This is a genomic window from Corynebacterium sp. DNF00584 (genome assembly GCF_001552965.1).
In the GTDB taxonomy this organism is placed as follows: domain Bacteria; phylum Actinomycetota; class Actinomycetes; order Mycobacteriales; family Mycobacteriaceae; genus Corynebacterium; species Corynebacterium phoceense.
On record NZ_KQ959738.1, the window covers coordinates 25875 to 50892 of the forward strand.

Annotated in this window: 20 protein-coding genes; 12 read left to right on the plus strand and 8 right to left on the minus strand. The window is 65.5% G+C overall.

The window, feature by feature from the left end; genetic code table 11:
* Positions 1-19: 19 nt before the first annotated feature.
* The 5 genes from HMPREF0307_RS04020 to HMPREF0307_RS04040 form a co-directional block, all read right to left on the minus strand.
* Positions 20-775 carry a M23 family metallopeptidase gene (locus tag HMPREF0307_RS04020; RefSeq protein ID WP_066487748.1) on the minus strand — a complete coding sequence of 252 codons (756 nt, stop codon included), beginning with the start codon at positions 773-775 and terminating at the stop codon, positions 20-22.
* A 438-nt stretch (positions 776-1213) separates the two neighbouring features.
* Positions 1214-4069, minus strand: coding sequence for an ABC transporter permease (locus tag HMPREF0307_RS04025; RefSeq protein WP_066487751.1), 2856 nt, complete (start codon positions 4067-4069; stop codon positions 1214-1216).
* Positions 4069-4800: an ABC transporter ATP-binding protein gene (locus tag HMPREF0307_RS04030; protein WP_066487759.1), complete on the minus strand. Its 732-nt coding sequence runs from the start codon at positions 4798-4800 to the stop codon at positions 4069-4071. Before HMPREF0307_RS04030 ends, HMPREF0307_RS04025 begins: the two co-directional genes overlap by 1 nt.
* Positions 4797-5339: a PadR family transcriptional regulator gene (locus HMPREF0307_RS04035; protein ID WP_066487761.1), complete on the minus strand. Its 543-nt coding sequence runs from the start codon at positions 5337-5339 to the stop codon at positions 4797-4799. The genes HMPREF0307_RS04030 and HMPREF0307_RS04035 overlap by 4 nt, the downstream gene beginning before the upstream one ends.
* Positions 5340-5822: 483 nt before the next feature.
* Complete coding sequence (locus tag HMPREF0307_RS04040) at positions 5823-6587, minus strand: M23 family metallopeptidase (RefSeq protein ID WP_066487763.1); 765 nt, start codon at positions 6585-6587, stop codon at positions 5823-5825.
* Between the two features lie 369 nt (positions 6588-6956).
* Here HMPREF0307_RS04040 and HMPREF0307_RS04045 point away from each other — a divergent pair, with 369 nt between their 5' ends.
* The 12 genes from HMPREF0307_RS04045 to HMPREF0307_RS04100 all read left to right on the plus strand — a co-directional run bounded on the left by HMPREF0307_RS04045 (position 6957) and on the right by HMPREF0307_RS04100 (position 21134).
* Complete coding sequence (locus tag HMPREF0307_RS04045) at positions 6957-8753, plus strand: cell division protein PerM (RefSeq protein ID WP_156435902.1); 1797 nt, start codon at positions 6957-6959, stop codon at positions 8751-8753.
* Positions 8754-8800: 47 nt separating this feature from the next.
* Positions 8801-9388 carry a phosphoribosylglycinamide formyltransferase gene (purN, locus tag HMPREF0307_RS04050; RefSeq protein ID WP_231725034.1) on the plus strand — a complete coding sequence of 196 codons (588 nt, stop codon included), beginning with the start codon at positions 8801-8803 and terminating at the stop codon, positions 9386-9388.
* Positions 9389-9425: 37 nt separating this feature from the next.
* Entirely contained in the window at positions 9426-10958 is a 1533-nt protein-coding gene (gene purH, locus HMPREF0307_RS04055) for a bifunctional phosphoribosylaminoimidazolecarboxamide formyltransferase/IMP cyclohydrolase (protein ID WP_066487767.1), read from the plus strand.
* A gap of 146 nt (positions 10959-11104) precedes the next feature.
* Positions 11105-11704: a TetR/AcrR family transcriptional regulator gene (locus HMPREF0307_RS04060; protein ID WP_066487772.1), complete on the plus strand. Its 600-nt coding sequence runs from the start codon at positions 11105-11107 to the stop codon at positions 11702-11704.
* Positions 11705-12004: 300 nt separating this feature from the next.
* The gene (locus HMPREF0307_RS04065) at positions 12005-13603 is read left to right on the plus strand and encodes a carboxyl transferase domain-containing protein (protein ID WP_066487774.1); all 1599 of its coding nucleotides are present in this window, start codon (positions 12005-12007) and stop codon (positions 13601-13603) included.
* 12 nt (positions 13604-13615) lie between these two features.
* Entirely contained in the window at positions 13616-15676 is a 2061-nt protein-coding gene (locus HMPREF0307_RS04070) for an ATP-binding protein (RefSeq protein WP_066487779.1), read from the plus strand.
* A 69-nt stretch (positions 15677-15745) separates the two neighbouring features.
* Entirely contained in the window at positions 15746-16927 is a 1182-nt protein-coding gene (locus tag HMPREF0307_RS04075) for an acyl-CoA dehydrogenase family protein (protein WP_066487782.1), read from the plus strand.
* A gap of 10 nt (positions 16928-16937) precedes the next feature.
* Positions 16938-17450, plus strand: coding sequence for a MaoC family dehydratase (locus HMPREF0307_RS04080; RefSeq protein ID WP_066487787.1), 513 nt, complete (start codon positions 16938-16940; stop codon positions 17448-17450).
* A complete protein-coding gene (locus tag HMPREF0307_RS04085) occupies positions 17447-18274 on the plus strand; it encodes an HpcH/HpaI aldolase/citrate lyase family protein (RefSeq protein ID WP_066487795.1) in 828 nt (275 codons plus the stop codon). The genes HMPREF0307_RS04080 and HMPREF0307_RS04085 overlap by 4 nt, the downstream gene beginning before the upstream one ends.
* A gap of 18 nt (positions 18275-18292) precedes the next feature.
* On the plus strand, positions 18293-19999 hold the full coding sequence (locus tag HMPREF0307_RS04090; protein ID WP_066487797.1) for an AMP-binding protein: 1707 nt from the start codon (positions 18293-18295) through the stop codon (positions 19997-19999).
* 3 nt (positions 20000-20002) lie between these two features.
* On the plus strand, positions 20003-20311 hold the full coding sequence (locus tag HMPREF0307_RS04095; protein WP_066487799.1) for a hypothetical protein: 309 nt from the start codon (positions 20003-20005) through the stop codon (positions 20309-20311).
* Positions 20312-20342: 31 nt separating this feature from the next.
* The gene (locus HMPREF0307_RS04100) at positions 20343-21134 is read left to right on the plus strand and encodes a thioesterase family protein (protein ID WP_066487808.1); all 792 of its coding nucleotides are present in this window, start codon (positions 20343-20345) and stop codon (positions 21132-21134) included.
* Positions 21135-21377: 243 nt separating this feature from the next.
* On the opposite strand, the gene HMPREF0307_RS12500 is transcribed toward HMPREF0307_RS04100, so the two are convergent.
* The 3 genes from HMPREF0307_RS12500 to HMPREF0307_RS04120 are packed head-to-tail and all read right to left on the minus strand — an operon-like array spanning position 21378 to position 24947.
* Positions 21378-23174, minus strand: coding sequence for a cytochrome b/b6 domain-containing protein (locus tag HMPREF0307_RS12500; protein WP_082723223.1), 1797 nt, complete (start codon positions 23172-23174; stop codon positions 21378-21380).
* Between the two features lie 9 nt (positions 23175-23183).
* On the minus strand, positions 23184-24128 hold the full coding sequence (locus HMPREF0307_RS13420; RefSeq protein ID WP_066487825.1) for an electron transfer flavoprotein subunit alpha/FixB family protein: 945 nt from the start codon (positions 24126-24128) through the stop codon (positions 23184-23186).
* A gap of 9 nt (positions 24129-24137) precedes the next feature.
* On the minus strand, positions 24138-24947 hold the full coding sequence (locus HMPREF0307_RS04120; RefSeq protein ID WP_231725036.1) for an electron transfer flavoprotein subunit beta/FixA family protein: 810 nt from the start codon (positions 24945-24947) through the stop codon (positions 24138-24140).
* Positions 24948-25018 lie beyond the last annotated feature (71 nt).

Genomic DNA, 25018 nt, shown 5'->3' on the forward strand with positions numbered 1-25018 from the left:
CCGGTAAGCCGGGCTGCAACTAGAAGTTAATGCCCTGCTCGGCGAACCAAGCCTGCGGATCCACCGGCGTGGTGCCGTCCGGGTGAATCTCGAAGTGCAGGTGCGGGCCGGTGGACTGGCCCTCGCTGCCGATGGACGCAATCTGCTGGCCGGCGCTCACGCGCTCACCCACGCCCACGAGTAGGGAGCTGGCCTGCATGTGGCCGTAGACCGACACGGAGCCGTCGTCGTGCTGGACGCGAATCCAGTTGCCGAAGCCCTGTGCGGGGCCCGAGCTGATGACGGTGCCGTCCATGACGGAGACAATCGGTGTGCCAATCGGGTTGGCGATGTCGATGCCGTTGTGCATCGCACCCCAGCGCTGACCGAAGCCGGAAGTGTAGGTACCCGAGGTCGGGAAGACCACCGTGGCGCCGGAGGCCGTGCGGCCGCGCATGCTCGTGTTGAGCGCACCCGTGCTCGTCGACGGAGCGAAAGCCTCAGCCAGGCCCGGCACGATGGACGGGTCCAGCACGATGTTGAGCTCGTTGGTCTCTGCTTTGTAATCGATAGTCGGCACAACGCCCTCGTTGACGACGCCGTTCGCCGCCTGAGCAAAGCCGATGGCGGCGCCCAGGAGGCCAGCACCGTCCACGGCTCCGTTTGACTCCGATTGGGACGACCCTTGCGAGACGTTGAAGGAGGCAACGGGGGTTTGCGCCGTGGCGGCCGGGGCGACGCCGAGCGCCGCGATGAGTGCGGCGGCGGCGAGGCCCGTGCGGTGGGTGCGCTTCATAAAAAGAGTCCTTTTCGGGTTGGACAAAATTCCAAAAAATTACTGCCAGTGGCCGTCGGCGTGTCGCTCCACGATTTCCGGCCACGTTATGGCAACGAAATAAAAGCTATCCCGTGGGTCCGCCATTGGCAACACATCAAAATATGCAGGTAAATGCCCCAAATTCGAAAACCATTCGAACACGCCAGCGTGTTACGCATGTTACTAATGTGAAAGGTGTTACAACTGTAAAGTCTCGATTTAGCGAACGGGGGTAAGGGTCGGGGGTGGCTAAATATCGTCTCTGTAACATTCAGTATCCTCCCAGCTCATCAGCATCGCCGAACGCTGCACACAGAAGAAATCCCTGCGCACGCGAGAGTGTGCAGGGAATTTCTGTGAGAATCGGCGTGTCGCTACCGCGCACCATGTAGCCAGGCCTGCGATGGCGCCTGCGTGCTAAACGAGCGAGCGCTCAGCCTCGCGTCCCGGAAGCAGATCGGCTCGGTCGCGTCCCTGCGCGTCGAGCCGTGGGCGGTGGACCCACCACGCGAGTGCCGCCATGACGAGGGGAACGACCACGCCGACGGCCATCATGAGCCATGACGGCTGGTAGTACGGTAGGCTGCCCCACCGGTATACCTCGCCCGCAATGGTGTGGGCGTCGCGGGTAGTGAAGAAGAAGGCGCTCACATGTCCAGCGAGGATGCCAGTCCACAGGCCGAGGGCAGCGACGAGTCCCGCCTGCAGGGCCGCGACCTTGGCGGCGAAGCCGGGAGCTGCGCCAAGCGAGGCGAAGACTCGGGACTCGCGACGAATGCCGGCGGCGGCGAGCGCGATGACGAGTGCCAACGCGACGAAGGATAGACCTGCGACTGCTGCGGCGAATGGCCAAGTCGGCGGATTGTAGGACTTGTAGACCGCGGAGGAATACCCGTACGCCAGGGGAGCAGGCGGGTCGCCTTCCTCACTGCCATAAATGTCCTCACGAATGGTGTTGTCCTGGTGGCGCGTGATGGGGTCATCGGTAAGCAAGGCAGTACCGGCATAGATGACCTTGACTCCTAGCTCGCGCGCGGCATCCTCGCTCACAAGGGTGAGCGGCCCAGCGTGGAGCGGCAGAGCCTCCGCAACGGGAAGCTCCTTGCGTGCTTCTTTCGAAGCTTCCTCCCATGCGTAGCTACCGTCATTGGCAATCTCGACTGCGTCGTAGCGCTTGGACACGACCTCAGTGGTCTTCGCGTCGGCCAAGCCATGTCCCTTGTTGATGACCACGCCGCCGGCGCGCAGCGTTGCCGCCGCGCGGTCGCGATCCTCGGGTGAGTCGAACTTAAAAAGCGAGAACAGATCCTCGATGGTGTCCTGGGACGCGACGATGAGACGGTTGCCCAGGGGCGATTCGGAGGGATTTGAAGAGGTGCCAGCCAGCGTGGACAGGCAGGCACGCGCGGCGTCTGGATCGATGTCGGTCGTGCGTCCCTGTGCGTCGGCGTATACCACGGCGCTTGGGTCATCGGTATACGTTGTGGCGCACTCCTCGGCCGCGGGAACATAGAGCTGCGTCGAGCTGTCGTCTGGGCCGTAAGGTTCACGCCGCGCGTCCGCATCGAGTGCATAGACGTCGACCTCCTTGGTCGGGCCGAGGTGTGGCGCAATGCGACCGATGCCCTCGCGGGCGGCCTCCCGGGAGTCCGCATTGACAAAGGCGAGATTGCTCGGCGTATACGTCGCGGCTATGGCCTGGCCTTGGGCATCATCGGTGCGCATCGAGACGACACCACCCACCACGAGTGCGGTGAGTGCGGCGATGGCCGCCACAGCGGGCAGCGTGTGGAGCGAACGGCGCGTGAGCCCGCGGCCGGCGGTGCGCAGCGCGACGGGAGCGCGGCGTGTAGCGTGTGCGCCCCAGAAGACGAGCCCTGGAATGCTCAACGTCATCGCCACGAGACCGACGAAGACGATGATGGTCCACCAGTCTCCCCCCGAGACATAGTGACGGTTCCCTGGGGTTTGGGTGAACCATAGGACGAGGGCGCCGATGGTCGTGAGCGCAAGTAAGGCGGGGCCGCACACCATCCACCAGCGCCAGCGGACCATGCGGTCGGGTGCGCCGCCAGCCAAGGCACCGGCTAAAGAATTGCGGGCGGTGAGATAGGCAGGCACCGCGGCGGCGGTGATCGAGCCGAGTACGGCGACAAGACACGCGACGCCGATGCTCATCCACGGGATGTGCACGCTCCACCCGGGGTTCGCGATAGCCCACCAGGCCCAGCCGATGCCGCCGCCGAGGACCACGCCGAGCGTGGCGCCGATGGCACCGGCGAAGAGCGCGAAGACCAAGACCGCGGCCGCGATGTGCCAGCGCGACGCACCCTGGGCGGAGAGCATCGCGAACAGTCGCGTGTGGCGAGCGAGCGCCAGCGAGAACACGGGCGAAATAAACAGAATGATAAGCAGTGCGATGACCGCATAGAATGCCAGCGCGCTGAGGATTGCCAACGCAACCTGGCCAGGTGTCATGCCGGCCCAGGCCATCGGCGCGGCACTCGCGTGGTCTGGATTGATCTCAGGGGCATCGGCCGGAGGATGCGTGGCCAGGTCGGTGCTCAGCAGCATGCCGCCGCGCGCGTTGACGTACTCGACGTCGGCCCACGAGATCTCCCCGCGTGGCCGGTAGAGCCACGTCACCATGGCCTCCACAGTGGTCGGGAGATCGACCTCGCGGTCATAGAGCGCGCCGTCGATGACGAGCGATTGATATGAAGGCGAGATAGCAGCGACGGTGAGCGTGCGCGTCGTTCCATCGGGCAGGGCCGTGGTGACGGAATCGCCGACAGAGATGTCCATCGCCTCCGCATTGAACTCGTCGAGGAAGATCTCATCAGGCCCCAGCGATGTAGGGAGATCCTCAGGCAAGAAGTCCGGGGAAAGCTGCACGATGGGAGAGTAGTACCTACCCGTCGGAGTAGCATCCGCGCCCTTCGCAACGTCTACGGTGAACTCCAGCTGGCGACCAATTTCGATGGAGTCGGGGACGACGGCCTCGGCATCGGAATACGCGGTGGGCATGCGCTGATCGCCGGTGCACGTTCCCGAGTACATGCCCGGTTCCTGCACGCAGGTCCCGCCTTCGATGGCGAGTTGCTCACCACTCGCGGGACTGGCAAGACGCCCGCTGCCGGAGGCGTCGCTGATGGCCAGCGCAACGACGACTGCGATGGGCAGCGCGATGAGCAGGACTGCGGCGATGAGCCGTCCGGGCGCGCGGAACATGTCGCGCCGGGTGGCGCGGGTGGCGGCGGCAAGGGAAGACATTATTTCTCCTCCTGTCCCGGGCGCGCGGCCTGTGGCGCGCCCGGTTCGCTGAGGCGGCCATCGCGGACCATGACGACGCGGTCGGCCCACGCGGCAAAGCGTGGCTCGTGCGTAACGAGGAGTCCGGAGGCACCGGCGTCAATGCGCGCGCGCAGGGCGTTCATCACGTCCTCGCCCGTGGCGGTATCAAGCGCGCCCGTGGGCTCATCCGCGAGGAGGACGCGGCGCGGGCCAATGAGCGCACGCGCAATGGCGACGCGCTGGGCCTGGCCGCCGGAGATTTCCTCGGGGTAGCGATCGGCAAACCCTGCGCCGTCGAGGCCGACCTCGGAGAGGGCGGCATCGGCAAGCTCGCGGCAGCGGGAGGGGGACTCGCCGTCGAGCTCAAGCGGCAGCGTGACATTCTCGCCGACGGTGAGCGTGGAGACAAGATTGAAGTCCTGGAAAACGAAGCCCAAGTGCTTGCGGCGAGCCTGGGCGGCGCGACGCGCGGAGAAGTCCGCGGTGTCGACACCCTCGATGAGCACGCGACCGGAGGTGGGGCGTAGGAGGAGCCCCGCGACATTGAGCAACGTCGACTTACCGGAACCGGAGGGACCCATGACGGCGACGAGCTCGCCGGGGTGTAGCTCGAGCGAAGCGGAGTCGAGCGCGGTGACTTGGCGGGCGCCGGTGCCGAAGACGCACGTGACGTCCTGGAGCTCGAGGGGGAGCGGAGAGGCGGCATTCATCGGTTTTCATTCTCCTGTGCGTTGGTGGAAAGGGGAGCGAGCGCTTCGACGCGGTCGAGCCAGCGCAGCGTGGCTTCGAGCTCGAAGATGCGTTTCTCTGAAGCGAGACGGTGGGCGCTGCGCACCTGGGGCATGTCGCGCTGTGCGGCGGTGAGCTCGCGGACGGCCTGGAGCGTGGCGAAGCGTTGGTTATCGAGGAGCGAGACGAGATCGATCTCAGGACGGCGTGCGGCGAGCGCGACTTTGATGACGAGCTCGTCGCGGTCAGCCGCCGGAGGGAGGACGGGCGCGTTGAACCAGTTGTGCAGTTCTGCGCGGCCTTCCTCCGTGATGGCGTACTGATCGGCCTTGCGCCCAGTGGGACCGGTGGTGGTGCCCGACTGAGCGATGAGCTCGTCGCGCTCCAACCGGGTGAGCGTTTGGGAGACCTGTCCGATGTTGAGTGTGGATCCCGTTTCTTCCGCGTAGCCATGCTGCAGGGCGCTCGCGCTCGCCGGCGCGGCCGCGAGCAGGGCCAATAGTGAATGTTTCACTGACATGATGGTCCTTCACGAAAGCGGTATGTGTACTGGTAAGGGCGTTGGTTACTGGGTAACCCGAGAGTTAGATTACCGGGTAACCATTGGGGCGTCAATGGCACGTGCGTTCGGTGGTGTGATGTGGGGGTTTGTATATATGTGTATGGGCGAGGTTCGTACTGGGCCGTCTGAGTGCCACCTCTTTACCCCCGTTTGGCACTAAAGTCTTGAACCTCCCCGGAGTAAAGCGGTGAAACGGGGTAGTTCAGGGGTGAAGAATACTGACGCGTCCGCAAGCGGCATGTGTATTAAAGTGATTTAACACACAGTAGAGGTAAGAGGGGCTTGTGCGGCCCTTATTGCCCGTGATTACACGTGCCGAGGAGCCTGAATGTTCGGTGGCCATGGCTGGGGCGGTGCTGTGGGGAGGAACGAAAAACGCCGAGTGCCCGCCTCCGTGAAGGAGGCGGGCACTCAGCGACGGTAGAAGTGTGAGGCGCTTATTTAGACGTTGATACCGCGCTCAGCGAGCCATGCGGCCGGGTCGACCGGGGTCGTGCCGTCCGGGTGGATCTCGAAGTGGAGATGGGAACCGGTGGAGAAGCCCAGGGAACCCATGCCAGCGATCTTCTGGCCGGCGGTGACGTGCTCGCCGACGGCGACGTCGAGGGTCTGCATGTGGCCGTAGACGGACACGGAGCCGTCCTCGTGCTTGATGCGGATCCACTGGCCGTAGCCGGAAGCCGGGCCCGAGTCGATGACGGTGCCGTCCATGACGGCGAGGATTGGGGTGCCCGGGGAGTTGGCGATATCGATGCCGTAGTGGAAGGAGCCCCAGCGCGGGCTGAACGGCGAGGTGAAAGCGCCCTCGGCCGGGCGAGCGACAGACGGTGCACGAGCAGCTTCATCGGCAGCTTGGCGGGCCTCAGATGCCTGGATAGCGGTGTTGAGCTGCTCGTCCAGGTTGGGCACCGGCTTGACCTCGGCAAGGTTGAGGACCTGCGGGGCGGTGGTGATGGCGGTCATTGCGCCATCAGCGGACTGCTGCAGCTGCTCCTGGGCGTCGCCCAGCGGGTTGGTCGTAGCGGCGAGCTTGACGTCCTGAGTCTCGGAACCGGACTGCAGCTGTGCGGCCGTGGCGCCACCAACGCCTGCGGAGGAGACGGCACCCGCGGCGACGGTGAAGAGCGCGATGCGGCCCTTTGCGGTCTGTGCGGTAGCGATCTTGCGGTGGCGGCCGGAGCCGGCGCGCTGAGTCGTGCTTCGCATCTAACTTCTTCTTTCTTGTCCTTCATTCGTTACCAGGCGCGAAGTGTTACATTGCGCCCTGTAGGTTTACGAATTTGTGACCTACTTGTTATCAACGAAAGATAACAATAGCGTCTCGATGGGGGTCGGGCAAGCCGCTTGAGCTGTTCTTGGTTGATTCTTAGCAATTTGCCGTCATGGTGGTAGCAATCTGATAGAAACCTGTGTCGTATCTTGGGGGCGTATTCCGAACGGAAATTCCGTGTCTGATTACCCCCACCGCCGAGTCTCAACCTCTTCTTTACCCTTATATATAAGGAATAGAAAACGGGCGTCGCTCGTCGTGCCACCCGCAGCCCGCCGCTGGGTCGTGGCAAAGTGTTTTCCATCATGAGCAAGAACACCAGCCCCACCTCGCGCAGCCCTCGCCGCACGCACGCCACACCGGCCGCCGCCCGTGTCGCCTCCCGTGTGAGCTCCCGGAGCAAGGACAAGCAGGCCGCCGTCCCTCGCACCCTCAGCGCCCGCATCCGCCGGATGTTTTTTGCCGTCGCGCTTCCCGATGCCCTCGTGGTCGGTGTCATCATCGCCGTCGGCCTCGCGCTCGTGTTGCTCACCGGTTCGCCCGCGGCGTGGCTGCCCACCGCCATCGCCGAAGGTTGGATGGTCTCCACGCTCGGCTCGGCCAGCGCCGACGGAATCTCCATCGGCGTCGTTCCCGCGTTGCCAGCCTGCCTGCTCTTTGTCATGCTCGCCACGCGTGTGCATTCCTTGGTGAAGAAGCGGGTGAGCGTCAAGGACCTCCTTATTCTGTTGGGCTGCATTATCGCGGTGCCCACCCTCCTCACGCTCATCGCGTGGTTCATGCTCTGGGATGCGGGCAAGGTCTATGACGTCGCGCCGCCGAGCCTACTCACCGCACTGCCGCGCGTGTGGATCCTGCATCTCGCTGCCATGGCGGTGGGCATGGGGCCGCGCCTCTGGCGCGCGCTGGCTCGCCGCTACGGTGTGCCGCGCGTCGTCGTCGACGCAGCATCGACGGCGGGCCGCGTGCTCATCGGGTTCGCCACCGTGGCCGCACTCGTCTTCCTCGTCCTTTTTATCGTGCGCTTCGACGCGCAAGCCGCCATGCTCGCCGGATATCCGAAGCTGCCCGGGGTGGGTCTGGCGGGGCTTATCGCGCTGTCCATTTTCTATATCCCCAACGCGATCGTCGCGACAGGCGCCGTGTTGCTCGGCTCCGAGTTCCACCTCGGCACCGCGAGCGTGAGTCTCTTCGATACCGTTCTCCTGCCGCTGCCGCCTCTGCCAATCCTGGCCGCCGTTCCTGCGCAATCCGCGTCCTGGGCTGTGGGCCTGCTCGCGCTGCCTGCCCTCGTTGCCGTAGTACTCTTTCTCCGTGCCCGCCCGAGCTTCGCCCACGCCGCACTCGCCGGCGTCTGGACTGCGCTCGGAGTGGTGCTCGCGTGCTACTTCACGTCCGGCACCCTGGGCTACTACGGGCATGTCGGCCCCATGCTCTGGCTTGCTGCTGGCCTTGCCTTCCTGTGGACGGCAGTGCCCGGCCTCCTCGTTGCCGCCGGCTACTACTTCTTCGACCGCCGCGCCGCGGGTGCTGCTGTGGCGGAAACGGACGAGGAAGAGTCTCACGCGGAGTCGGTCATTGACGAGAGCGAAGCAGAGTCTGACGCCGTCGAGCTCGAGGCAAGGTCGGAGGATTCGGCTGACGATGCTGAAGCCGACGAAGCTGAGCCTGCTGAGACGGTCGATGAAGTCGCGGAAGATACCGATGCACGCGATGAAGTCGCGGATTCTGAAGACAATGAGACTTTCGATGACGAGGTGGACACCGACGCTGAACTCCACGCGGACGCGGAAGCTGAGTCTGACTCTGGCGCTGAGCCGGAGTTTGGTGATGACGCCGAAACCCGGTCCGATGGAGAGGTCGAGGCCGAGGCCGAGGATCAGCGTGGCACGTCCGGGTCTGAGACCGCGGAAGTCACCGGTAAGAACGATGATGCGAAGGACAACGAGCCAGAAGCCGAAGCTGTCGAGGATGAAGTCCTTGAAGGCGAGCTCCTCGACGTCGAGTCCTCTGATGAGGTCTTAGAAGGCGAGATCATCGAGGGCGAGATTGTCACTGATGGGGTCACTGCGGAGGATGGAGACGCGGACACACAACGTTAGGCGGTGAAAAATTCCGCCATGAGGGTGTGACCGGCTACTCTAGGTGTGTGACTTCGACACGTATCGCACCGCTTGAGATCGTTGTGCTTGTCTCCGGCACCGGCTCACTGCTTCAGAACATCCTCGACCATCAAGACGACTCGTACCGTGTCGTCAAAGTTGTGGCCGACAAAGAATGTCAGGGCATCGAGCGCGCTGCTGCGGCTGGCATCCCCACGGAAGTGGTGGCGCTGGCCGAGGACCGCGAAGAATGGAACCACCGCCTGGTGACTGCCGTAGGCAGCCCGGACGCGGTGGTTTCTGCCGGTTTTATGCGGATTTTGGGCGCGGCTTTCCTGGAGCGCTTCGAAGGGCGCACCATCAACACGCACCCGGCGCTGCTCCCGGCGTTCCCGGGCGCGCACGCCGTGCGCGACGCGCTGGCCTACGGGGTCAAAGTCACCGGTTCTACCGTCCATTTCGTCGACGCTGGTGTGGACACCGGCCGTATTATCGCCCAACGGCCCGTCATGGTCGAGCGCGGCGATGATGAAGCCAGCCTGCATGAGCGCATCAAAGTAGTTGAGCGCAAGCTCATCGTCGAAGTCCTGCGCGCAGCGCGCGTGGACGGCGACGCCCTTTCCATCGATCTCTAACACCGATCTTTAGTACAAGGAAGATTTCACACAACCTATGACTGACGCCAAGCAGATCAAGCGTGCGCTTATCAGCGTCTACGACAAGACTGGACTCGAAGACTTGGCCCGTGCGCTCGACGCCGCGGGCGTGGAGATTGTCTCCACTGGCTCGACCGCGAAGAAGATCGCGGATCTGGGTATTGACGTGACCCCGGTGGAGCAGCTCACCGGCTTCCCGGAGTGCCTCGAAGGCCGCGTAAAGACCCTGCACCCGAAGGTCCACGCTGGCATCCTGGCCGATACCCGCAAGCCGGATCACCTCACACAGCTCGAGGAGCTCGGCGTTGAGGCTTTCCAGCTCGTCGTCGTCAATCTCTACCCGTTCCGTGAGACCGTTGCGTCCGGCGCTGACTTCGACGGCTGCGTCGAGCAGATCGACATCGGAGGCCCGTCCATGGTGCGCGCTGCCGCGAAGAACCACCCGTCTGTCGCCGTTGTCGTCGACCCGTCGCGTTACGGTGACGTCGCCGAGGCCGTGAAGAACGGCGGCTTCTCCCTCGAGGAGCGCCGTGCGCTTGCTCGCGACGCCTTCCTGCACACCGCTGACTACGACGCGGCCGTCTCCGCCTGGTTCGTGGACCAGCTCACCGAGGGTGGCGCCACCACGACGCTGCGCTACGGCGAGAACTCCCACCAGTCCGCGACCGTTACCCGCGATGGCTCTGGCAAGGGCCTGGCCAACGCGGAGCAGCTGGGCGGCAAGGAGATGTCCTACAACAACTACCAGGATGCTGACGCCGCGTGGCGCGCCGCCTGGGATCACGAGCGTCCGTGTGTGGCCATCATTAAGCACGCCAACCCGTGCGGCATCGCCGTGTCTGATGAGTCCATCGCTGCGGCACACCGCGCTGCGCATGCGTGCGACCCGCTCTCCGCATTCGGCGGCGTCATCGCCGTCAACCGCGAGGTCTCCGTCGAGATGGCCAAGCAAGTCAAGGACATCTTCACCGAGGTCATCGTCGCTCCGTCCTACGAGGATGGCGCCGTGGAGATCCTCAAGGAGAAGAAGAACCTCCGTATCCTCGTTGCCGAGCACGAGGCTCCGGCAGAGGAAATCAAGCACATCTCCGGCGGCGTCCTGTGCCAGGAGCCGGATACTTACCAGGCCGAGGGCGATAAGCCGGAGAACTGGACGCTGGCCTGCGGCGAGCCGCTCAACGACGCTGACCTCGCTGAGCTTGAGTTTGCATGGCGCTCCGTGCGCTCTGTGAAATCCAACGCCATCCTGCTGTCCAAGAACAACGCCTCCGTGGGCGTGGGTATGGGGCAGGTCAACCGCGTTGACTCCGCCAAGCTGGCCGTCGAGCGCGCCAACACCCTCGGCGAGGGTGAGGAGCGTGCCCGCGGCGCATTCGCGGCATCGGATGCTTTCTTCCCGTTCCCGGACGGCCTGGAGGTCCTCACCAACGCTGGCGTCAAGGCTGTCGTGCAGCCGGGCGGTTCGATTCGTGACGAGCAGGTCATCGAGGCTGCCAAGGCAGCCGGCGTGACCATGTACCTCACCGGTACCCGCCACTTCTTCCACTAATCCGCATTCCGGACTAGAGGAAGGCGAGGAGAGCTACGAACCCCGGTCCCACGCGTCGTTGCTGCGGCGCGTGCGGTCGGGGCTTTGTGCATGGCTATGATCGAACACTAAGACCACAGCCACGCCCGGTGAAAGGAGACCCCGCGATGACCACGGAGCGTGAGAAGGCGAAGCAACGCAAGCGCCAGGAGCTGCTCGCGGCGGCCTCTGAAATCATGGCGGACGTCGGCTTTGCGCGCACCCGCCTCAGTGACGTGGGCGCAGCCGTGGGAATTTCGGGGCCTGGGCTCTATCGCTACTTTGACAGCAAGGAGACTCTGCTTTCGGAGGTCCTCGTCGATATCTCCACGCGCCTGCTCGACGGCGCGTTGGCTATCCTTGCCGAGCACTGCACGGGGGAGGACGCGGTGCTCGATGATCCGAGCGCAGTGCTCCAGGACCTCATCGATTTCCACGTGGAGATTTGTATGACGGAGCCCGACCGCGTACGCGTGCAAGAGCGCGAGCGGTGGAATATCGTGGCCGTCGACTCGGCGAAGATTCGTTCGCTGCAGCGCAGTTACATGAACGTGTGGACCGATGTCCTTGTCCAGGTGCGCCCGGACTTGGAGCGTTCGACCGCGCGTATGCGTGTGCAGCTTACGGCGGGACTCATCGCATCGTCCCGCTACGTCAACCACTGGGCCGTGCCCGACGTGCTGCGCGCCCAGCTGCGCCAGATGGCCGTCGCTGCCATCTTGGTCTAACCGAGAGGACGCGTGCCAGCCGCGGTCCAGCCGGCAGGGGCGAGGGGGAGCGCGCGTACACCCCCGCGCAGGGGTGTAAATCTATGCCACGGATTTGTTAACTTTTGTAAATTCTCACGCAAACACGCTGATGGGGGACGTTTGGGGGATGGTGTGTCCGCATTGGCAGGTGACGCATTGTACATTCTGGAAGAAAAGTGTTGAGCGACACACGTAGGCGCGGTACTCTCTGATTCTAGTTAATTGGGATTAACTGAACTTCACCAAGTTCACTCATCGAGACTTCTAGGGAGCTCATTCATGACTGCACCTACCGCCCCCGCAGCGTCGCCAGCGGCCACGAACCGCGAACGGCATGAGGCCCTCGTCGCGGATTTGCGCGAGTTGCTTGCCACCACGGCGCGCGGGGGATCGGACAAGGCTCGCGAGCGTCACCTCTCGCGCGGCAAACTGCTGCCCCGTGACCGCATTAACCAGCTGCTCGACCCGGGCAGCCCGTTCCTGGAGGTGGCCCCGCTCGCCGCGCACGCCATGTATGGCGGCAAGGTGCCTGCCGCAGGCGTTATCGCCGGCATCGGGCTCGTGGAGGGGCGCCGCTGCATGGTGGTCGCGAACGACTCGACGGTCTCCGGCGGCACGTACTACCCGCTCACCGTCACCAAGCACCTGCGCGCCCAGGAGATCGCGGGGGAGAACAACCTGCCGTGCATCTACCTCGTGGATTCCGGCGGCGCCATGCTGCTCAACCAGGAGGACGTGTTCCCCGGCCGCGACCACTTCGGTCGCATCTTCTTCAATCAGGCGAATATGTCCAAGCACGGCATCCCACAGATTTCCGCCGTCATGGGCTCGTGCACGGCGGGCGGCGCGTATGTCCCCGCGATGAGCGATGAGACCGTCATCGTCGAAGAACAGGGCACCATCTTCCTCGCCGGCCCGCCGCTCGTGAAAGCTGCGACGGGTGAGGAAGTCACCCCAGAGGAACTCGGCGGCGGCGCCCTTCACGCGCGAACTTCGGGCGTGGCGGACCACCTCGCCACGGATGACGCAGATGCGCTGCGCCGCGTGCGTGCCATCATTGCGACGACCCGCCCGGACCCGCAGGCCCCCTGGGACGTGCAGCCGGTGCGTGAGCCGCAGCGCCCGCAAACGGATCTTTACGACATCGTGCCGGTCGACGCGAAGGTGCCCTACGACGTCCACGAGGTGATCGAGGTCCTCTCTGACGGTGGCGAATACCAGGAGTTCAAGGCCGAGTACGGCACGACGCTCGTCACCGCCTTCGCCCGCATCTACGGCCATCCGGTGGGCATCATCGCGAACAACGGCGTGCTCTTCGGCGAGTCCGCGATCAAAGGCGCGCACTTCATTGAGCTGTGCGACCAGCGCGGCATCCCGCTGCTCTTCCTGCAGAACACCACCGGCTTTATGGTCGGCCGCGAGTACGAGGCCGGGGGCATCGCTAAGCACGGCGCCAAGATGGTCAACGCCGTGGCCACCACGCGCGTGCCCAAGTTCACCGTCGTCATCGGTGGCGCATTCGGTGCTGGCAATTACTCCATGGGTGGGCGCGCCTACAGCCCGCGCTTTCTGTGGATGTGGCCCAACGCGCGCATCGCCGTCATGGGCGGACCGCAAGCCGCGATGGTCATGTCCACCGTCAAGCGCACCCAGATTGAGAAGTCCGGCGGGACGTGGTCCGCGGAAGAACAAGAGGACTTTGAGCGCCCCATCCGCGAGAAGTTCGAGGAAGAGTCCCATCCGTACTATTCCTCAGCGCGGCTCTGGGATGACGGCGTCATCGACCCGGCTGATACCCGCCGCGTCGTGGGCTTGGCCCTCGGCGCCGCGTCCAGCGCCCCACTCGGCGACCCCGGCTACGGCATCTTCCGCATGTAAGAGGAGCACATCATGACTAACCACATCGATACCGTCCTCGTCGCCAACCGTGGCGAAATCGCCTGCCGCGTCATGCGCACCCTGCGCGCGGAAGGAGTGCGTTCCGTCGCCGTGCACTCTGCTGCCGATGCCGCCGCGCGCCACACCCGCGAAGCCGACCTCGCCGTCGCCATCGGTCCGGCGCCCGCGCGTGAGTCCTACCTTGTCGCCGAGAAACTTCTCGATGCCGCCCGCCGTACCGGCGCCCAGGCCATCCACCCCGGCTATGGTTTCCTCTCCGAGAACGCCGAGTTTGCCAAGGCCTGCGAGGACGCCGGCATCATTTTCATCGGCCCGCCGGCCAGCGCGATCGAGACGATGGGCGACAAGATTACGGCCCGCGCCGCCGTCGAGGCCCGCGGCGTGCCCACCGTGCCGGGTATCTCCCGCCCGGGACTTACGGACGAGGAGATCATCGCCGCCGCGCCGGGCATCGGCTTCCCCGTGCTCATCAAGCCGTCCGCGGGCGGCGGCGGCAAGGGCATGCACCGCGTCGAGAACCCGGAGGATCTGCCGGCCGCTCTCATTACCGCCCGCCGCGAGGCCGCGAGCTCGTTCGGCGACGACTCGCTCTTCCTCGAGCACTTCGTCGACACCCCGCGCCACATCGAGGTTCAGATCATCGCCGATGCCCACGGCAACGTGGTCCATCTCGGCGAGCGTGAGTGCTCCCTCCAGCGCCGTCACCAGAAGGTCATTGAGGAAGCCCCCTCGCCGCTGCTCGACGAGGCGACCCGCGCCGAGATTGGCCAGGCCGCATGCGACGCCGCACGCTCGGTTGGCTACGTCGGCGCCGGCACCGTGGAGTTCATCGTCCCCGCCGCGCGCCCGGACCATTTCTACTTCATGGAGATGAATACCCGCCTTCAGGTCGAGCACCCTGTCACCGAGGAAGTAAGCGGCATCGACCTCGTCGCCACGCAGCTCGCTGTCGCCCGCGGCGAGGAGTTGCCCTTTACCCAGGACGGTATTGTGCTGCGTGGCCACTCTATCGAGGCGCGCATCTACGCCGAGGATCCTGCGCACGACTTCCTGCCCACCGGCGGCACGGTCACCCGCGTCGTCGAGCCCACCGGCCCCGGCGTCCGCGTCGACTCCGGCATCGTGGACGGCTCCGAGGTTACTTCGCTCTATGACCCGATGCTTATGAAGGTCATCGCGCACGGCGCGGACCGGCAGGAGGCCCTGGACCGCCTCGACGCCGCACTCGCCGGCACCGTCGTCGCCGGCGTGGGCGTCAACACCGACTTCTGCCGCTTCCTGCTTAACGTGCCCGAGGTTCGCGCGGGCGACCTCGACACGAGCCTGCTCGAGCGCGTCGCGCCCGACTACGCACCCACGCCGGTGCCGGCAGAGGACCTCGCCGCCGCGGCCCTTATCCTCGCCCAGCCAGGCACCGGTTCCGCTGAGGCCGCGGACGCTTGGGTCGCCGATGGCTGGCGCCTGCGTCACCCCGCCGAGCGCCACGTCCGCTTGGCCGAGGGCACCTCCGGCGTCCCCGGTACCGATGGTGTGGGCACAGTCGTCACCGTCGACCCCGCCGAGTCCACCGTCACGGTTGGTGATACCCCAGCCTTTCAGCGTGCGCTTGACATCAAGGCCGACCGCGAGCCGGAGCAGACCGAGGAAACCACCTTCACAGCGTCTATCGCGAACCTCGGAGCAGGGCAGTGGTCCGTGAACCTCGACGGCACCACGAGCCGCTGGGCGCTTGAGCGCCACGCCGACCAGATTCTGCTCACCGGACCGCGCGGTACGTGGGCGCTCACTGAACAACCCGCGGCGCGCTCGGTCTCGGCAGCGGCCGAGGACGACCACGGCACGCTCGCATCGCCGATGCCCGGCACAGTTGTGGCGCTCGCCGTCGCGGAGGGAGACCACGTCGAGCCTGGCGATGCCGTCGTGGTCGTCGAGGCCATGAAGATGGAGCACGTCCTCCGCGCCGCCGAGCCCGGCACGGTGATCTTCCACTGCGCGGCGGGCGAGACCGTGCCCGCGGGCCAGCCGCTGGCCACGGTGGAGCCAGATACATAAGCCACCACCACGGACCAATCACATCCACACAGCACCTACAGATAACACCCACAGATAAGGAGCACGACCATGACCACCACGACCGCCTCCGGCCCCGACGTCAACATCGCGGACCTTCCTGAGGAGTACCAGGAGCTGCAAAACGTCGTCCGCGAATTCGCCAACGAAGTCGTCGATCCGGTCTCGTACAAGCATGACAAGGAGCATTCCTTCCCGTACGAGGTCCAGACACAGATGGGCGACATGGGCCTCTACGGCCTGCCCTTCCCGGAGGAATACGGCGGCATGGGCGGCGATTACCTTTCGCTTGGCATCGCGCTCGAAGAACTCGCCCGCGTCGACCAGTCCGTCGCCATGACGCTCGAGGCCGGCGTCGGCCTGGGCATGATGCCCATCTTCAACTTTGGCACTGAGGAGCAGAAGCAGAAGTACCTCCCAGGCCTGGCCTCCGGTAAGGAGCTCGCCGGCTTCGGTCTGACCGAGGCGGGCGCGGGTTCTGACGCAGGTGCGACGAAGACCACGGCGGTCGAGGACGGCGGCGACTTCGTCATCAACGGAACGAAGCAGTTCATCACGAACTCTGGCACGGATATCACGTCGCTCGTCACTGTCACGGCCGTGACCGGCCAGCGCGAGAACGGCAAGAAGGAAATCTCCGCCATCATCGTGCCCAACGGCACGCCAGGCTTCGACGTCTTACCGGCCTACGACAAGGTGGGCTGGAACGCCTCGGACACCCACCCGTTGTCCTTCCGCGACGTGCGCGTCCCGCAGGAGAACCTCCTGGGCGAGCGCGGCCGCGGCTACGCCAACTTCCTCTCCATCCTCGCCGAGGGCCGCGTCGCCATCGCCGCCGTGGCCACCGGCGCGGCGCAGGGCTGCGTCGACGAGTCCGTGAAGTACGCCAAGGAGCGCGTGTCCATGGGCAAGGCCATCGCCGAGTACCAGGCCATCTCCTTCAAGATCGCGCGCATGGAGGCCCGCGCCCACACCGCGCGCCTGGCCTGGCGCGCGGCCGCGGCCAAGATGATTAAGGGCCAGGACTTCCGCAAGGAGGCCTACATCGCAAAACTCGTCGCCTCCGAGGCCGCCATGGATAACGCGCGTGACGCCACCCAGATCCACGGCGGCTATGGCTTCATGAACGAGTACCGCGTCGCCCGCCACTACCGCGACTCGAAGATTCTGGAAATCGGCGAAGGCACCACCGAGGTCCAGCTCATGCTCATCGCCCGCGAGCTGGGAATCTAGGAGTACGCGCATGACTGATACGACCGCCAAGACCGTGGAACAGCGCGGCCTGTGGTTCGAGGAATTCGAAGAGGGCGTGCGCTACCTCCACCGCCCGGGCCGCACCGTGACGGAGGCTGACGATGTCGTCTTCACGACGCTCACCATGAACACCCAGCCGCTCCACCTCGATGCTCACTGGTCGAGCCAGCAGTCGGCATTCGATGGCCAGCGCCTGGTCAATTCCATGTGGACCGTCTCCACCGTGGTCGGACTGTCCGTCGGTCAGCTGACGCTGGGGACCATCGTCGCCAACCTCGGCTTCACCGAGGTCTCGTTCCCACATCCCATGGTCCACGGCGACACGCTCTACGCGGAGACGGTGTGCGTCTCCAAGCGCCTGAGCTCCTCGCGCCCCGGCCAGGGAATCGTCAACCTCGAGCACATCGGCCGCAACCAGCACGGCGACATCGTCTGCCGCGCCACGCGCGCCACACTCGTGCAGTGCTGTCCAGAAGGTCGACCAGAAGGAGAAGACTCATGACCTGGATGCCCGCGGGCCCCGCGATCCTCTTCGTGCCCGCTGACCGACCCGACCGTTTCGCCAAGGCGGCTTCCGCCGCGGACATGGTCATCCTCGACCTCGAGGACGGCTGCCGCCCCGAAAACCGCGCGGCCGCCCGCATCGCTATCGCCGAGTGCGACCTCGACCCGGCGACGACCATCGTGCGCGTCAACCCGCCCGGAACCCCGGAGTTTGCCGCGGACATGGAGATGGTACGCACCACCGCATTCCGCCAGCTCATGTGCCCCAAGGCCGAGGGCGCCGCGAGTATGGAGGTCTTCGCCGCCGAACTGCCTGACGCCCAGGTCATTGCGCTCGCCGAGACCGCCTTGGGGGTCATGTGTGCGGAGGAGACGGCGGCATCGGAAAGCTGCGTGGCACTCTTTTGGGGCGCCGAGGACCTCCTGGCCAGCATGGGCGGGGTCTCTTCCCGCTTTGCCGACGGCGTCTACCGCGACGTTCCGCGCTTCGCCCGGGCCCAGGTCCATCTTGCCGCCGCCGCGCACGGCAAGGCCATGCTCGATGCCGTCTTTATGGACATCCAAGACTCCGTCGGGCTGCAGTCCGAGGCTACCGATGCCGCCGCGCTCGGCTTCGCCGGCAGCGTGTGCATCCATCCCCTCCAGGTCCCCGTTATCCGGGCGGCCTACGCACCCGCCGCCGAACAAGTCCAGTGGGCCGAAGGCCTTCTCGCCGCGGCCGCCGATAACCAGGGTGCCTTTCGCTATCAGGGGCGCATGGTGGACGAACCTCTCTTTCGCCAAGCCCAGTCCATCCTCAACCGTGCGCGCGTGAGCGCTTAAAACTCCAGGAGAACCATCATGACCATCGCTTCTACTTTCGCCACCCGTTCCACCCCGTACGGCGCCATCGCTGTTGACGCGGACGGCAATGACCTGTCCTACGTCTTTGGCAAGACCCTCGACGAGGGTGCCCCGCCGCTGCGCGAGGACACCCTCGGTGACACCCTGCGCGCCACCGTCCAGAAGTTCCCGTCGCGCGATGCCATCGTGGATGTCTACTCGGATAAGACACTGAGCTACGAGCAGTTCTACAAGCTCGTGCTGGCGCTCGCCTCCGCACTTGCGCGCAAGGGGCTGCGCCCCGGCGACCGCGTGGGTATCTGGTCCACGAACCGCTGGGAGTGGCTCGTGGTGATGTGGGCCTGCCATCACTTGGGCCTCATCCTCGTCAATATCAACCCGGCCTACCGTCAAAGCGAGCTCAACTACGTCCTCGAGAAGTCCGGCACCCGCATGGTCTTCGCCGCGCGCCGCTACAAAGACTCGGACTACCGTTCCATGCTCAACGACGCGCGCAAGCAGCGCGGCACGCAGGTCGAGGACGTCATCTACTTTGGCGGCGACGAGTGGTTCTCCTTTATCGAGGGTCCCGTCGACGACCTCTCCCAGTACACCGCGGGACTGTCCAATACCGACGTGGTCAACCTGCAGTTCACTTCGGGAACCACGGGTTTTCCCAAGGGCGCCTCGCTCACGCACCGCAATATCTTGAACAACGGTTACTTCGTTGGTGAGCTCCTCGGCTTCACCGAGGCTGACCGCGTGTGTACGCCGGTGCCTTTCTTCCATTGCTTTGGCATGGTCATGGCCACCATCGCTGCCTTTAGCCGTGGCGGCGCCATCATCATTCCCGCGCCCTCGTTCAAGCCGCGTGAGTCGCTCAAGGCGGTCCAGGCCGCGGGGGCCACGGCGCTCTATGGCGTGCCCACCATGTTCATTCAGGAGCTCACCGAGGCCGAGGACCACATCGAATACGGTTCGCCCTACGATCTCTCGACGCTGCGCACCGGTATCATGGCCGGCTCCTCGTGCCCCTCGAAGACCATGCGCGAGGTCATCAGCGAGCTCAATATGCCGGAGGTCGCCATCTGCTACGGCATGACGGAGACCTCGCCGGTGTCCTTCCAGACGCGTGCGGACGACCCGCTGGACAAGCGCGTGGGCACCGTAGGCCAGATCATGCCGCACCTCGAGGCAAAGATCGTCGACGAGGACACCGGGGACATCGTCCCCGTCGGCACCCAGGGCGAGATCCTTGTCCGCGGCTACTCCGTGATGAAGGAATACTGGGAGCACCCGGAGAAGACGGCCGAGGCCATCGACGCCGACGGCTGGATGCGCACCGGCGACCTGGGCGTCTTCGACGACGAGGGCTACCTTTCCGTCACTGGCCGTCTCAAGGACATGCTTATCCGCGGCGGCGAGAACATCTACCCGCGTGAAATCGAAGAATTCCTGCGCACCCACCCGTCTGTCGTCGACGCCGAGGTCATCGGCGTTCCCGACGACAAATACGGCGAGGAAATCATGGCGTGGCTCATCCTTCATGAAGGCGCCGAGCACCTCACCCAGTCCGATATTGCGGAGTTCGCCCACGGCCAGCTCTCGCGCCAGAAGATCCCGCGCTACGTCCACGTCGTCGACTCTTACCCGATGACGGCCTCCGGCAAGGTCCGTAAGGTCGAGCTGCGCGAGATGGCGCCCAAGGTCCTGGGCTGGGTGTAAGCCATGACCGCGCCGAACCCCATGCCTGCAGGCTGGTCCTGCGCAGACATGGCGGCGCAGGCCGCAGACCGACCCTCTGCCCTCGTGCAGGAGCATCTTGATGCCGCCGGTGCCCCCATGTTGGGCGCCGGCTCAGCGCTGCCTCCGCCCGAAACGTGCCTCATCACTCGTTTCGCGCGCTTTGAGTCCGCCGGCGAATTTCTCATCCTGCGCGCACTCGCGCCGGGCGTCACGCTCATGGATATCCAGCGCACGACGCCGGTGGACTATATCGTCGACCTCGACACCATTACGGCCCTGCGCCGCACATAGCCCATCGATTCATTCCTTCCGAGGTGAAACTATGACAACTTCCGCACCCGATTACTTCTTTGAGCGCACCGGCCCTTCGACCTTCGCGCCCACCATCCATGGCGAAGGCGCCTGGTCCAATGAGGACTACCACTTCGCTTGCCTGGCTGGCCTTATCACGCACGTCATTGAGCAGCACCGCCTGGAACACGACGGCGGCAAGCTCGACCTTTCGCGTATCTCCTTCGACATCCTGGGCCGCCTGCCTTTCAAGGAAGCGACCATCGAGGTCACCATCAAGCGCCCCGGCCGCACCATCGAACTCGTGGAGGCCATCTGCTCCATCGGCGAGCGTCCCGTTATTATCGCGCGTGCCTGGTATCTCATCCCGGCCGATACAGCAGACGTCTCCGGCGTCGAGTTCGAACCGCTGCCAGCGCCCGCGTCCTGCCCGCCGCGTGACATGACGTCGGTGTGGAACGGCGGGCTTATCGCCCAAGTCGAGACCCGCCAGCCGCGCGCCTACCGCCCCGGGCGCGCCGCAGCCTGGATTACCTCCCCCAACCACCTCGTCAAGAACGAAGAGCCCATCGCTATCGCCGAGTTCGTCTCCCGCATTGACGTCGCCAACGGCATTGCCGTGCGCGAAGACCCCACGCGCTTCGCTTTCCCCAACGTTGACCTCACCGTGCACTTCTTCCGTCAGCCGGTGGGCGAGTGGACCGGACTCGACACCCGCGTGAGCTGGGGACCCCACGGCCTGGGACTTACCTCGTCGACGCTCCACGACGTTGAAGGCCCCGTCGGCCGCGCCGAGCAGTCGCTCACCGTCCGCGCCATGTAACTCCATGTCACCTGCGCCCTGGCTGTTCATCAGCCGGGGCGCTTTCGTGTGCCCACTTAAAAAATCCCTTCAGCACATATAGTCCCGCTTTTAACCGCTCGCACGGGCCTTATATGTCCTGAATGTAGATTTACTCTTCCGGCTGAGTTAGCCGTGCGCGACGCCTTCGGAAAAGAAGAACGTGGCCTGATCGTAAAAGCCCCGCCACCGCGAGTGCGGAAGCGGGGAAATGGCCGAGGAATCCTAGCGGTTCGTGACCGAGCCAAACCCTCGGGCGATAGGAGCGACGAAGATGGCGCGGGCGAAGTACCAGCCAGCCGCCGTGACGAGCATGGCGATGACGAAGAGGATAAAGCCCAACCAGTTGTGCGCCCAGACCTCCGGGTCCACGTCGCCGCGTGCGGCGAACATGTTGTTCAGGTTGCGGAGCAGACCCGTCGCGACAACGAGGAAGACGTGGATGCACAAGAACACGATGAAGTAGACCATCGTGGGGAAGTGGATCTTGCGAGCCAGCGGCGCCGGGTAGATCTTGTTGAGCGTCGAATTTTTCGCGGGCCACATGCCGGACATGCGCACGCCAGAGATGATGGCTAGCGGTGCCGCGACGAAGACCGTAAGGAAGTACGCAATCTGCTGGAGCGCGTTGTAGTGCACCCAACCGTTTTCCGTGGGCCAATCGAGGCTCAAGTACTGCAGACCAGACGACACGGCGTTGGGGAAGACCTCCCAGCTCGTGGGCACGATCTTCATCCACTGGCCGGTGGCGAACAACAGGATAAAGAAGATGATGCCGTTGATGACCCACAGCAGATCCAGCGCCTGGTGCAGCCACAGCGTCAGACTGATCTTGCGCTTGGGGTTCCACTTCGGGCTCCAGTAAGCGGCGGGGCGACGCTCAGTGCGCACCGTCCAGCCCGTACGCACGATCAGCACCATGAGGAAAACGTTGAAGAAGTGCGACCACGAGAGCCACACCGGCGTGCCGATGGGCGCCGAGTCTGGCATGGGCGCATGTCCCGGGTACTTCGCGAGGAACTCCTCGCCGCCCGCGCTGCCCAAGTAGGCACGCGCTGCCCACACGAGGACCACCGCGACCACGGCAAGCGCCACCACGGCGCCGATCCATTGGCCCACGCTGAGCGGACCAAACTTCTTTGGCTCCTTCTTCGCCGGGGCAGAAGACTTGGACGGCGTTTGCTTCGACGTGCCGCTGGGCTTTTGTGCCGCAGATGCCGACGCTGCAGCGACGGCTGCGCCAGCGCCCGTCGCAGCTGCTGCCGATGCCGCCGGCGCTGAGGGTGCAGCAGCTGGCACCCCAGGTGCCGCCGGAACCGCAGGGGCTGCCGGAGCCGCAGGGGCCGCCGCAGCGCTGGGCGCGGCTGGAACACCAGCCGCCGGAGCTGCGGGAGCACCCGGCACGCCGGGAACAGCGGGCGCCGCTGGTGCGGCCGGAGCACTCGGCGCGGCCGGAACGCCTGCAGCTGGCGCTGCGGGAACTCCCGGTGCGCTCGGTGCGGCTGGTGCTACTGGCGCAGCTGGCGCAGCCGGATCAGCGGGTGCTGCAGGAGCCGCGGGGACGCTCGAAGAAGTCGGCGCGGACGGAACGCCAGGTGCCGCTGGGGCCGAAGGCGTGCTGGCAGTGGGGGCCGTGGGCGCTGCAGGTGCAGCGGGCGCAGTGGGTGCTGCGGAAGAGGCCGAAGCTCCAACAACGGCAGTTGCAGCGGGTGCTGCCGGGACCGCTGAGCCCGGCGGCCAGGCCGGGCCGCCCTCGGCACGGGGAAGTCCGCTGCGCAGGGTGGGAGCCTGAGCCGTCTGAGGGACTGAAGCATCGTCGGCTGGTGCAGCCGGCGCGGCGGGTGCGGAGGGTGCCGTAGGTGCCGCGGGCGTGGAAGGCGCCGCGGCTGCTTCGGCGGGAGCGGAAGGCGCAGGTGGGGTGGGAGTTTCGGCGGAGGGCGCTGCGGGGGCAGAAGCGGCAGGCGGCCAAGGCTCGCCATCGGGCGTGCGCGGCAAACCGCGGCGCAAATTATCGGAACTCATAGGCGGATCCTAACCCCCGTGCCCTTTGAGGGCGGCAATTAGTTGCGGAACAACGTCAAAGACGTCGCCCACAATACCGAGATCGGCGATCTCGAAGATGGGGGCATCAGGGTCTTTGTTCACAGCGATGATGTGTTTGGAGGTCTGTATGCCGGCGAGGTGTTGGACTGCGCCCGAGATACCGAGCGCGATATAGAGGTCGGGGGTCACGGTCACGCCGGTCTGTCCGACCTGGGCGGTGTGGTCGATGTAGCCTGCGTCGACGGCGGCGCGGGAGGCGCCAACGGCGGCACCGAGGGCATCGGCAAGCTCGGTGACGAGTGAGAAATTCTCCGCGGAGCCAAGCCCCAGACCACCGGAGACGACGGTGGAGGCGCCGACGAGGCCGGGGCGGTCCGTCGACGCGGGCGCCGTCTCGCGCGGGGTGATAGACAGGCGTGCGCCTGACCCGGGGACATCGAGCACGGTGACGTTTTGCTCGGCAGCCGGCGCGCGGTGGTCGATGGAGCCGGGCTGCAGCGTGATGAGCGGTGCGCCGAAGGTGGGCGCGGAGACGGAAGTAAAAGTGCCGCCGAAGGCCGCGTGGTGGGCGAGCACACCCTGCTCGTCGTGTTCAAGGCCGGTGGCGCGGGCGCTCACGGGCAGGCGCAGCTGGACGGACAACAGCGCCACTACATCGCGGCCTTGGGGGGAGTGCGGCGCGAGGAGGGCGAGCGGCGGAGCGGCGGCGTAGGCGGCGCGGGCGGTGGCGGCGGCATCGGCAGGCGTGGCCCAGGTGGGGCCTTGGAAAAACTGGGTGGCGCCGAGACTCGCGAGGGCCGCGGGGTCAGCGTTGGCGGGGGCGACGGCGACGGGCGTGCCTACGAGCGCGGCGGCGCCGAGGAGGTCCGCGGTGGAGGCAGCGGGCACGCCGTCTGGCGTGAAGTCAGGGATGACGAGAATGATATCGGTCATGGTGGTCTCCTAAGACGGCTGGGCGGCAAGCTTGTGGGCGAATAGGTACTCGGCGATGGCCTGGCCGGCCGAGCCGTCGTCGGTGAGTTTCTGCCCGGCCTCCTTCGGCGGGCGCTGTGCCACGGCGGTCATGATGGTGCGGGCGACGGAAAAGTCCTCGGCGTCGAGGCCGAGCTCGGCGAGGCTGAGCGTGGTGAGCGGCTTCTTCTTCGCGGCCATGATCCCCTTGAAGTTCGGGAAGCGGCCGTCGGGGAAGGCCTCGGTGAGCGAGACGACGGCGGGCAGCTCGGCGCGGACGTCGGCGTCCTCGCAGGCACCGGTGAGCGTCGTGCCATCAAGCGTGAGGGCGGTGAGTTCGCTGAGGTGCGGCATGTCCAGCCAGGCGGCGATCATGGCAGGCACGAGCCCGCCGATGCCGTCTGTCGACGCGTTGTCCGCAACAATCAGGTCATAGGGTTCCCCGGCGTGACGTAGGGCAGCGGCGAGGGCCTCAGCAGTGAGCGTGAGGTCGGCGCCGAGGAGCGCGGGGTCGGTGACGTGGAAGGCGGCGTCGGCGCCCATGGCGAGAGCCTTGCGAATGGTGGCGGTGGCGTTCTCCGGAGCCATGGCGAAAGCGTGGACCTCCGAGGCGGGGTGATCTGCGGCGAGGGTGAGGGCGAGCTCGACGGCGCGTTCGCAGATTTCGTCAAGGACGGGGTCACTCGCGGCGCGCTCGACGAGGCCAGTGGTGAGATTGAGGGCGCGCTCGCCGAAGGTATCGGGAACCTCTTTGAGGAGGACGGCGATGCGCAGTCCGCTGGTAGAAGCTGGTGGGGTCATGGACGGCTCCGTTCGTGGCTCGAGATTTCAGTTAATCACTAGTAACTGAAGTTAGGCGAAAGCTGTGACCT

What these genes read in the sequence shown, in the direction of transcription:
- HMPREF0307_RS13420 (WP_066487825.1), bottom strand. Translation starts at nt 24,128, where the DNA reads ATGACCGATATCATTCTCGTCATCCCTGACTTCACGCCAGACGGCGTG.
- HMPREF0307_RS04120 (WP_231725036.1), bottom strand. Translation starts at nt 24,947, where the DNA reads ATGACCCCACCAGCTTCTACCAGCGGACTGCGCATCGCCGTCCTCCTC.
- HMPREF0307_RS04095 (WP_066487799.1), top strand. Translation starts at nt 20,003, where the DNA reads ATGACCGCGCCGAACCCCATGCCTGCAGGCTGGTCCTGCGCAGACATG.
- HMPREF0307_RS04025 (WP_066487751.1), bottom strand. Translation starts at nt 4,069, where the DNA reads ATGTCTTCCCTTGCCGCCGCCACCCGCGCCACCCGGCGCGACATGTTC.
- HMPREF0307_RS04020 (WP_066487748.1), bottom strand. Translation starts at nt 775, where the DNA reads ATGAAGCGCACCCACCGCACGGGCCTCGCCGCCGCCGCACTCATCGCG.
- HMPREF0307_RS04035 (WP_066487761.1), bottom strand. Translation starts at nt 5,339, where the DNA reads ATGTCAGTGAAACATTCACTATTGGCCCTGCTCGCGGCCGCGCCGGCG.
- HMPREF0307_RS04085 (WP_066487795.1), top strand. Translation starts at nt 17,447, where the DNA reads ATGACCTGGATGCCCGCGGGCCCCGCGATCCTCTTCGTGCCCGCTGAC.
- HMPREF0307_RS04075 (WP_066487782.1), top strand. Translation starts at nt 15,746, where the DNA reads ATGACCACCACGACCGCCTCCGGCCCCGACGTCAACATCGCGGACCTT.
- HMPREF0307_RS04090 (WP_066487797.1), top strand. Translation starts at nt 18,293, where the DNA reads ATGACCATCGCTTCTACTTTCGCCACCCGTTCCACCCCGTACGGCGCC.
- HMPREF0307_RS04060 (WP_066487772.1), top strand. Translation starts at nt 11,105, where the DNA reads ATGACCACGGAGCGTGAGAAGGCGAAGCAACGCAAGCGCCAGGAGCTG.
- HMPREF0307_RS12500 (WP_082723223.1), bottom strand. Translation starts at nt 23,174, where the DNA reads ATGAGTTCCGATAATTTGCGCCGCGGTTTGCCGCGCACGCCCGATGGC.
- HMPREF0307_RS04065 (WP_066487774.1), top strand. Translation starts at nt 12,005, where the DNA reads ATGACTGCACCTACCGCCCCCGCAGCGTCGCCAGCGGCCACGAACCGC.
- HMPREF0307_RS04030 (WP_066487759.1), bottom strand. Translation starts at nt 4,800, where the DNA reads ATGAATGCCGCCTCTCCGCTCCCCCTCGAGCTCCAGGACGTCACGTGC.
- HMPREF0307_RS04040 (WP_066487763.1), bottom strand. Translation starts at nt 6,587, where the DNA reads ATGCGAAGCACGACTCAGCGCGCCGGCTCCGGCCGCCACCGCAAGATC.
- HMPREF0307_RS04080 (WP_066487787.1), top strand. Translation starts at nt 16,938, where the DNA reads ATGACTGATACGACCGCCAAGACCGTGGAACAGCGCGGCCTGTGGTTC.
- HMPREF0307_RS04045 (WP_156435902.1), top strand. Translation starts at nt 6,957, where the DNA reads ATGAGCAAGAACACCAGCCCCACCTCGCGCAGCCCTCGCCGCACGCAC.
- HMPREF0307_RS04070 (WP_066487779.1), top strand. Translation starts at nt 13,616, where the DNA reads ATGACTAACCACATCGATACCGTCCTCGTCGCCAACCGTGGCGAAATC.
- HMPREF0307_RS04100 (WP_066487808.1), top strand. Translation starts at nt 20,343, where the DNA reads ATGACAACTTCCGCACCCGATTACTTCTTTGAGCGCACCGGCCCTTCG.
- purH (WP_066487767.1), top strand. Translation starts at nt 9,426, where the DNA reads ATGACTGACGCCAAGCAGATCAAGCGTGCGCTTATCAGCGTCTACGAC.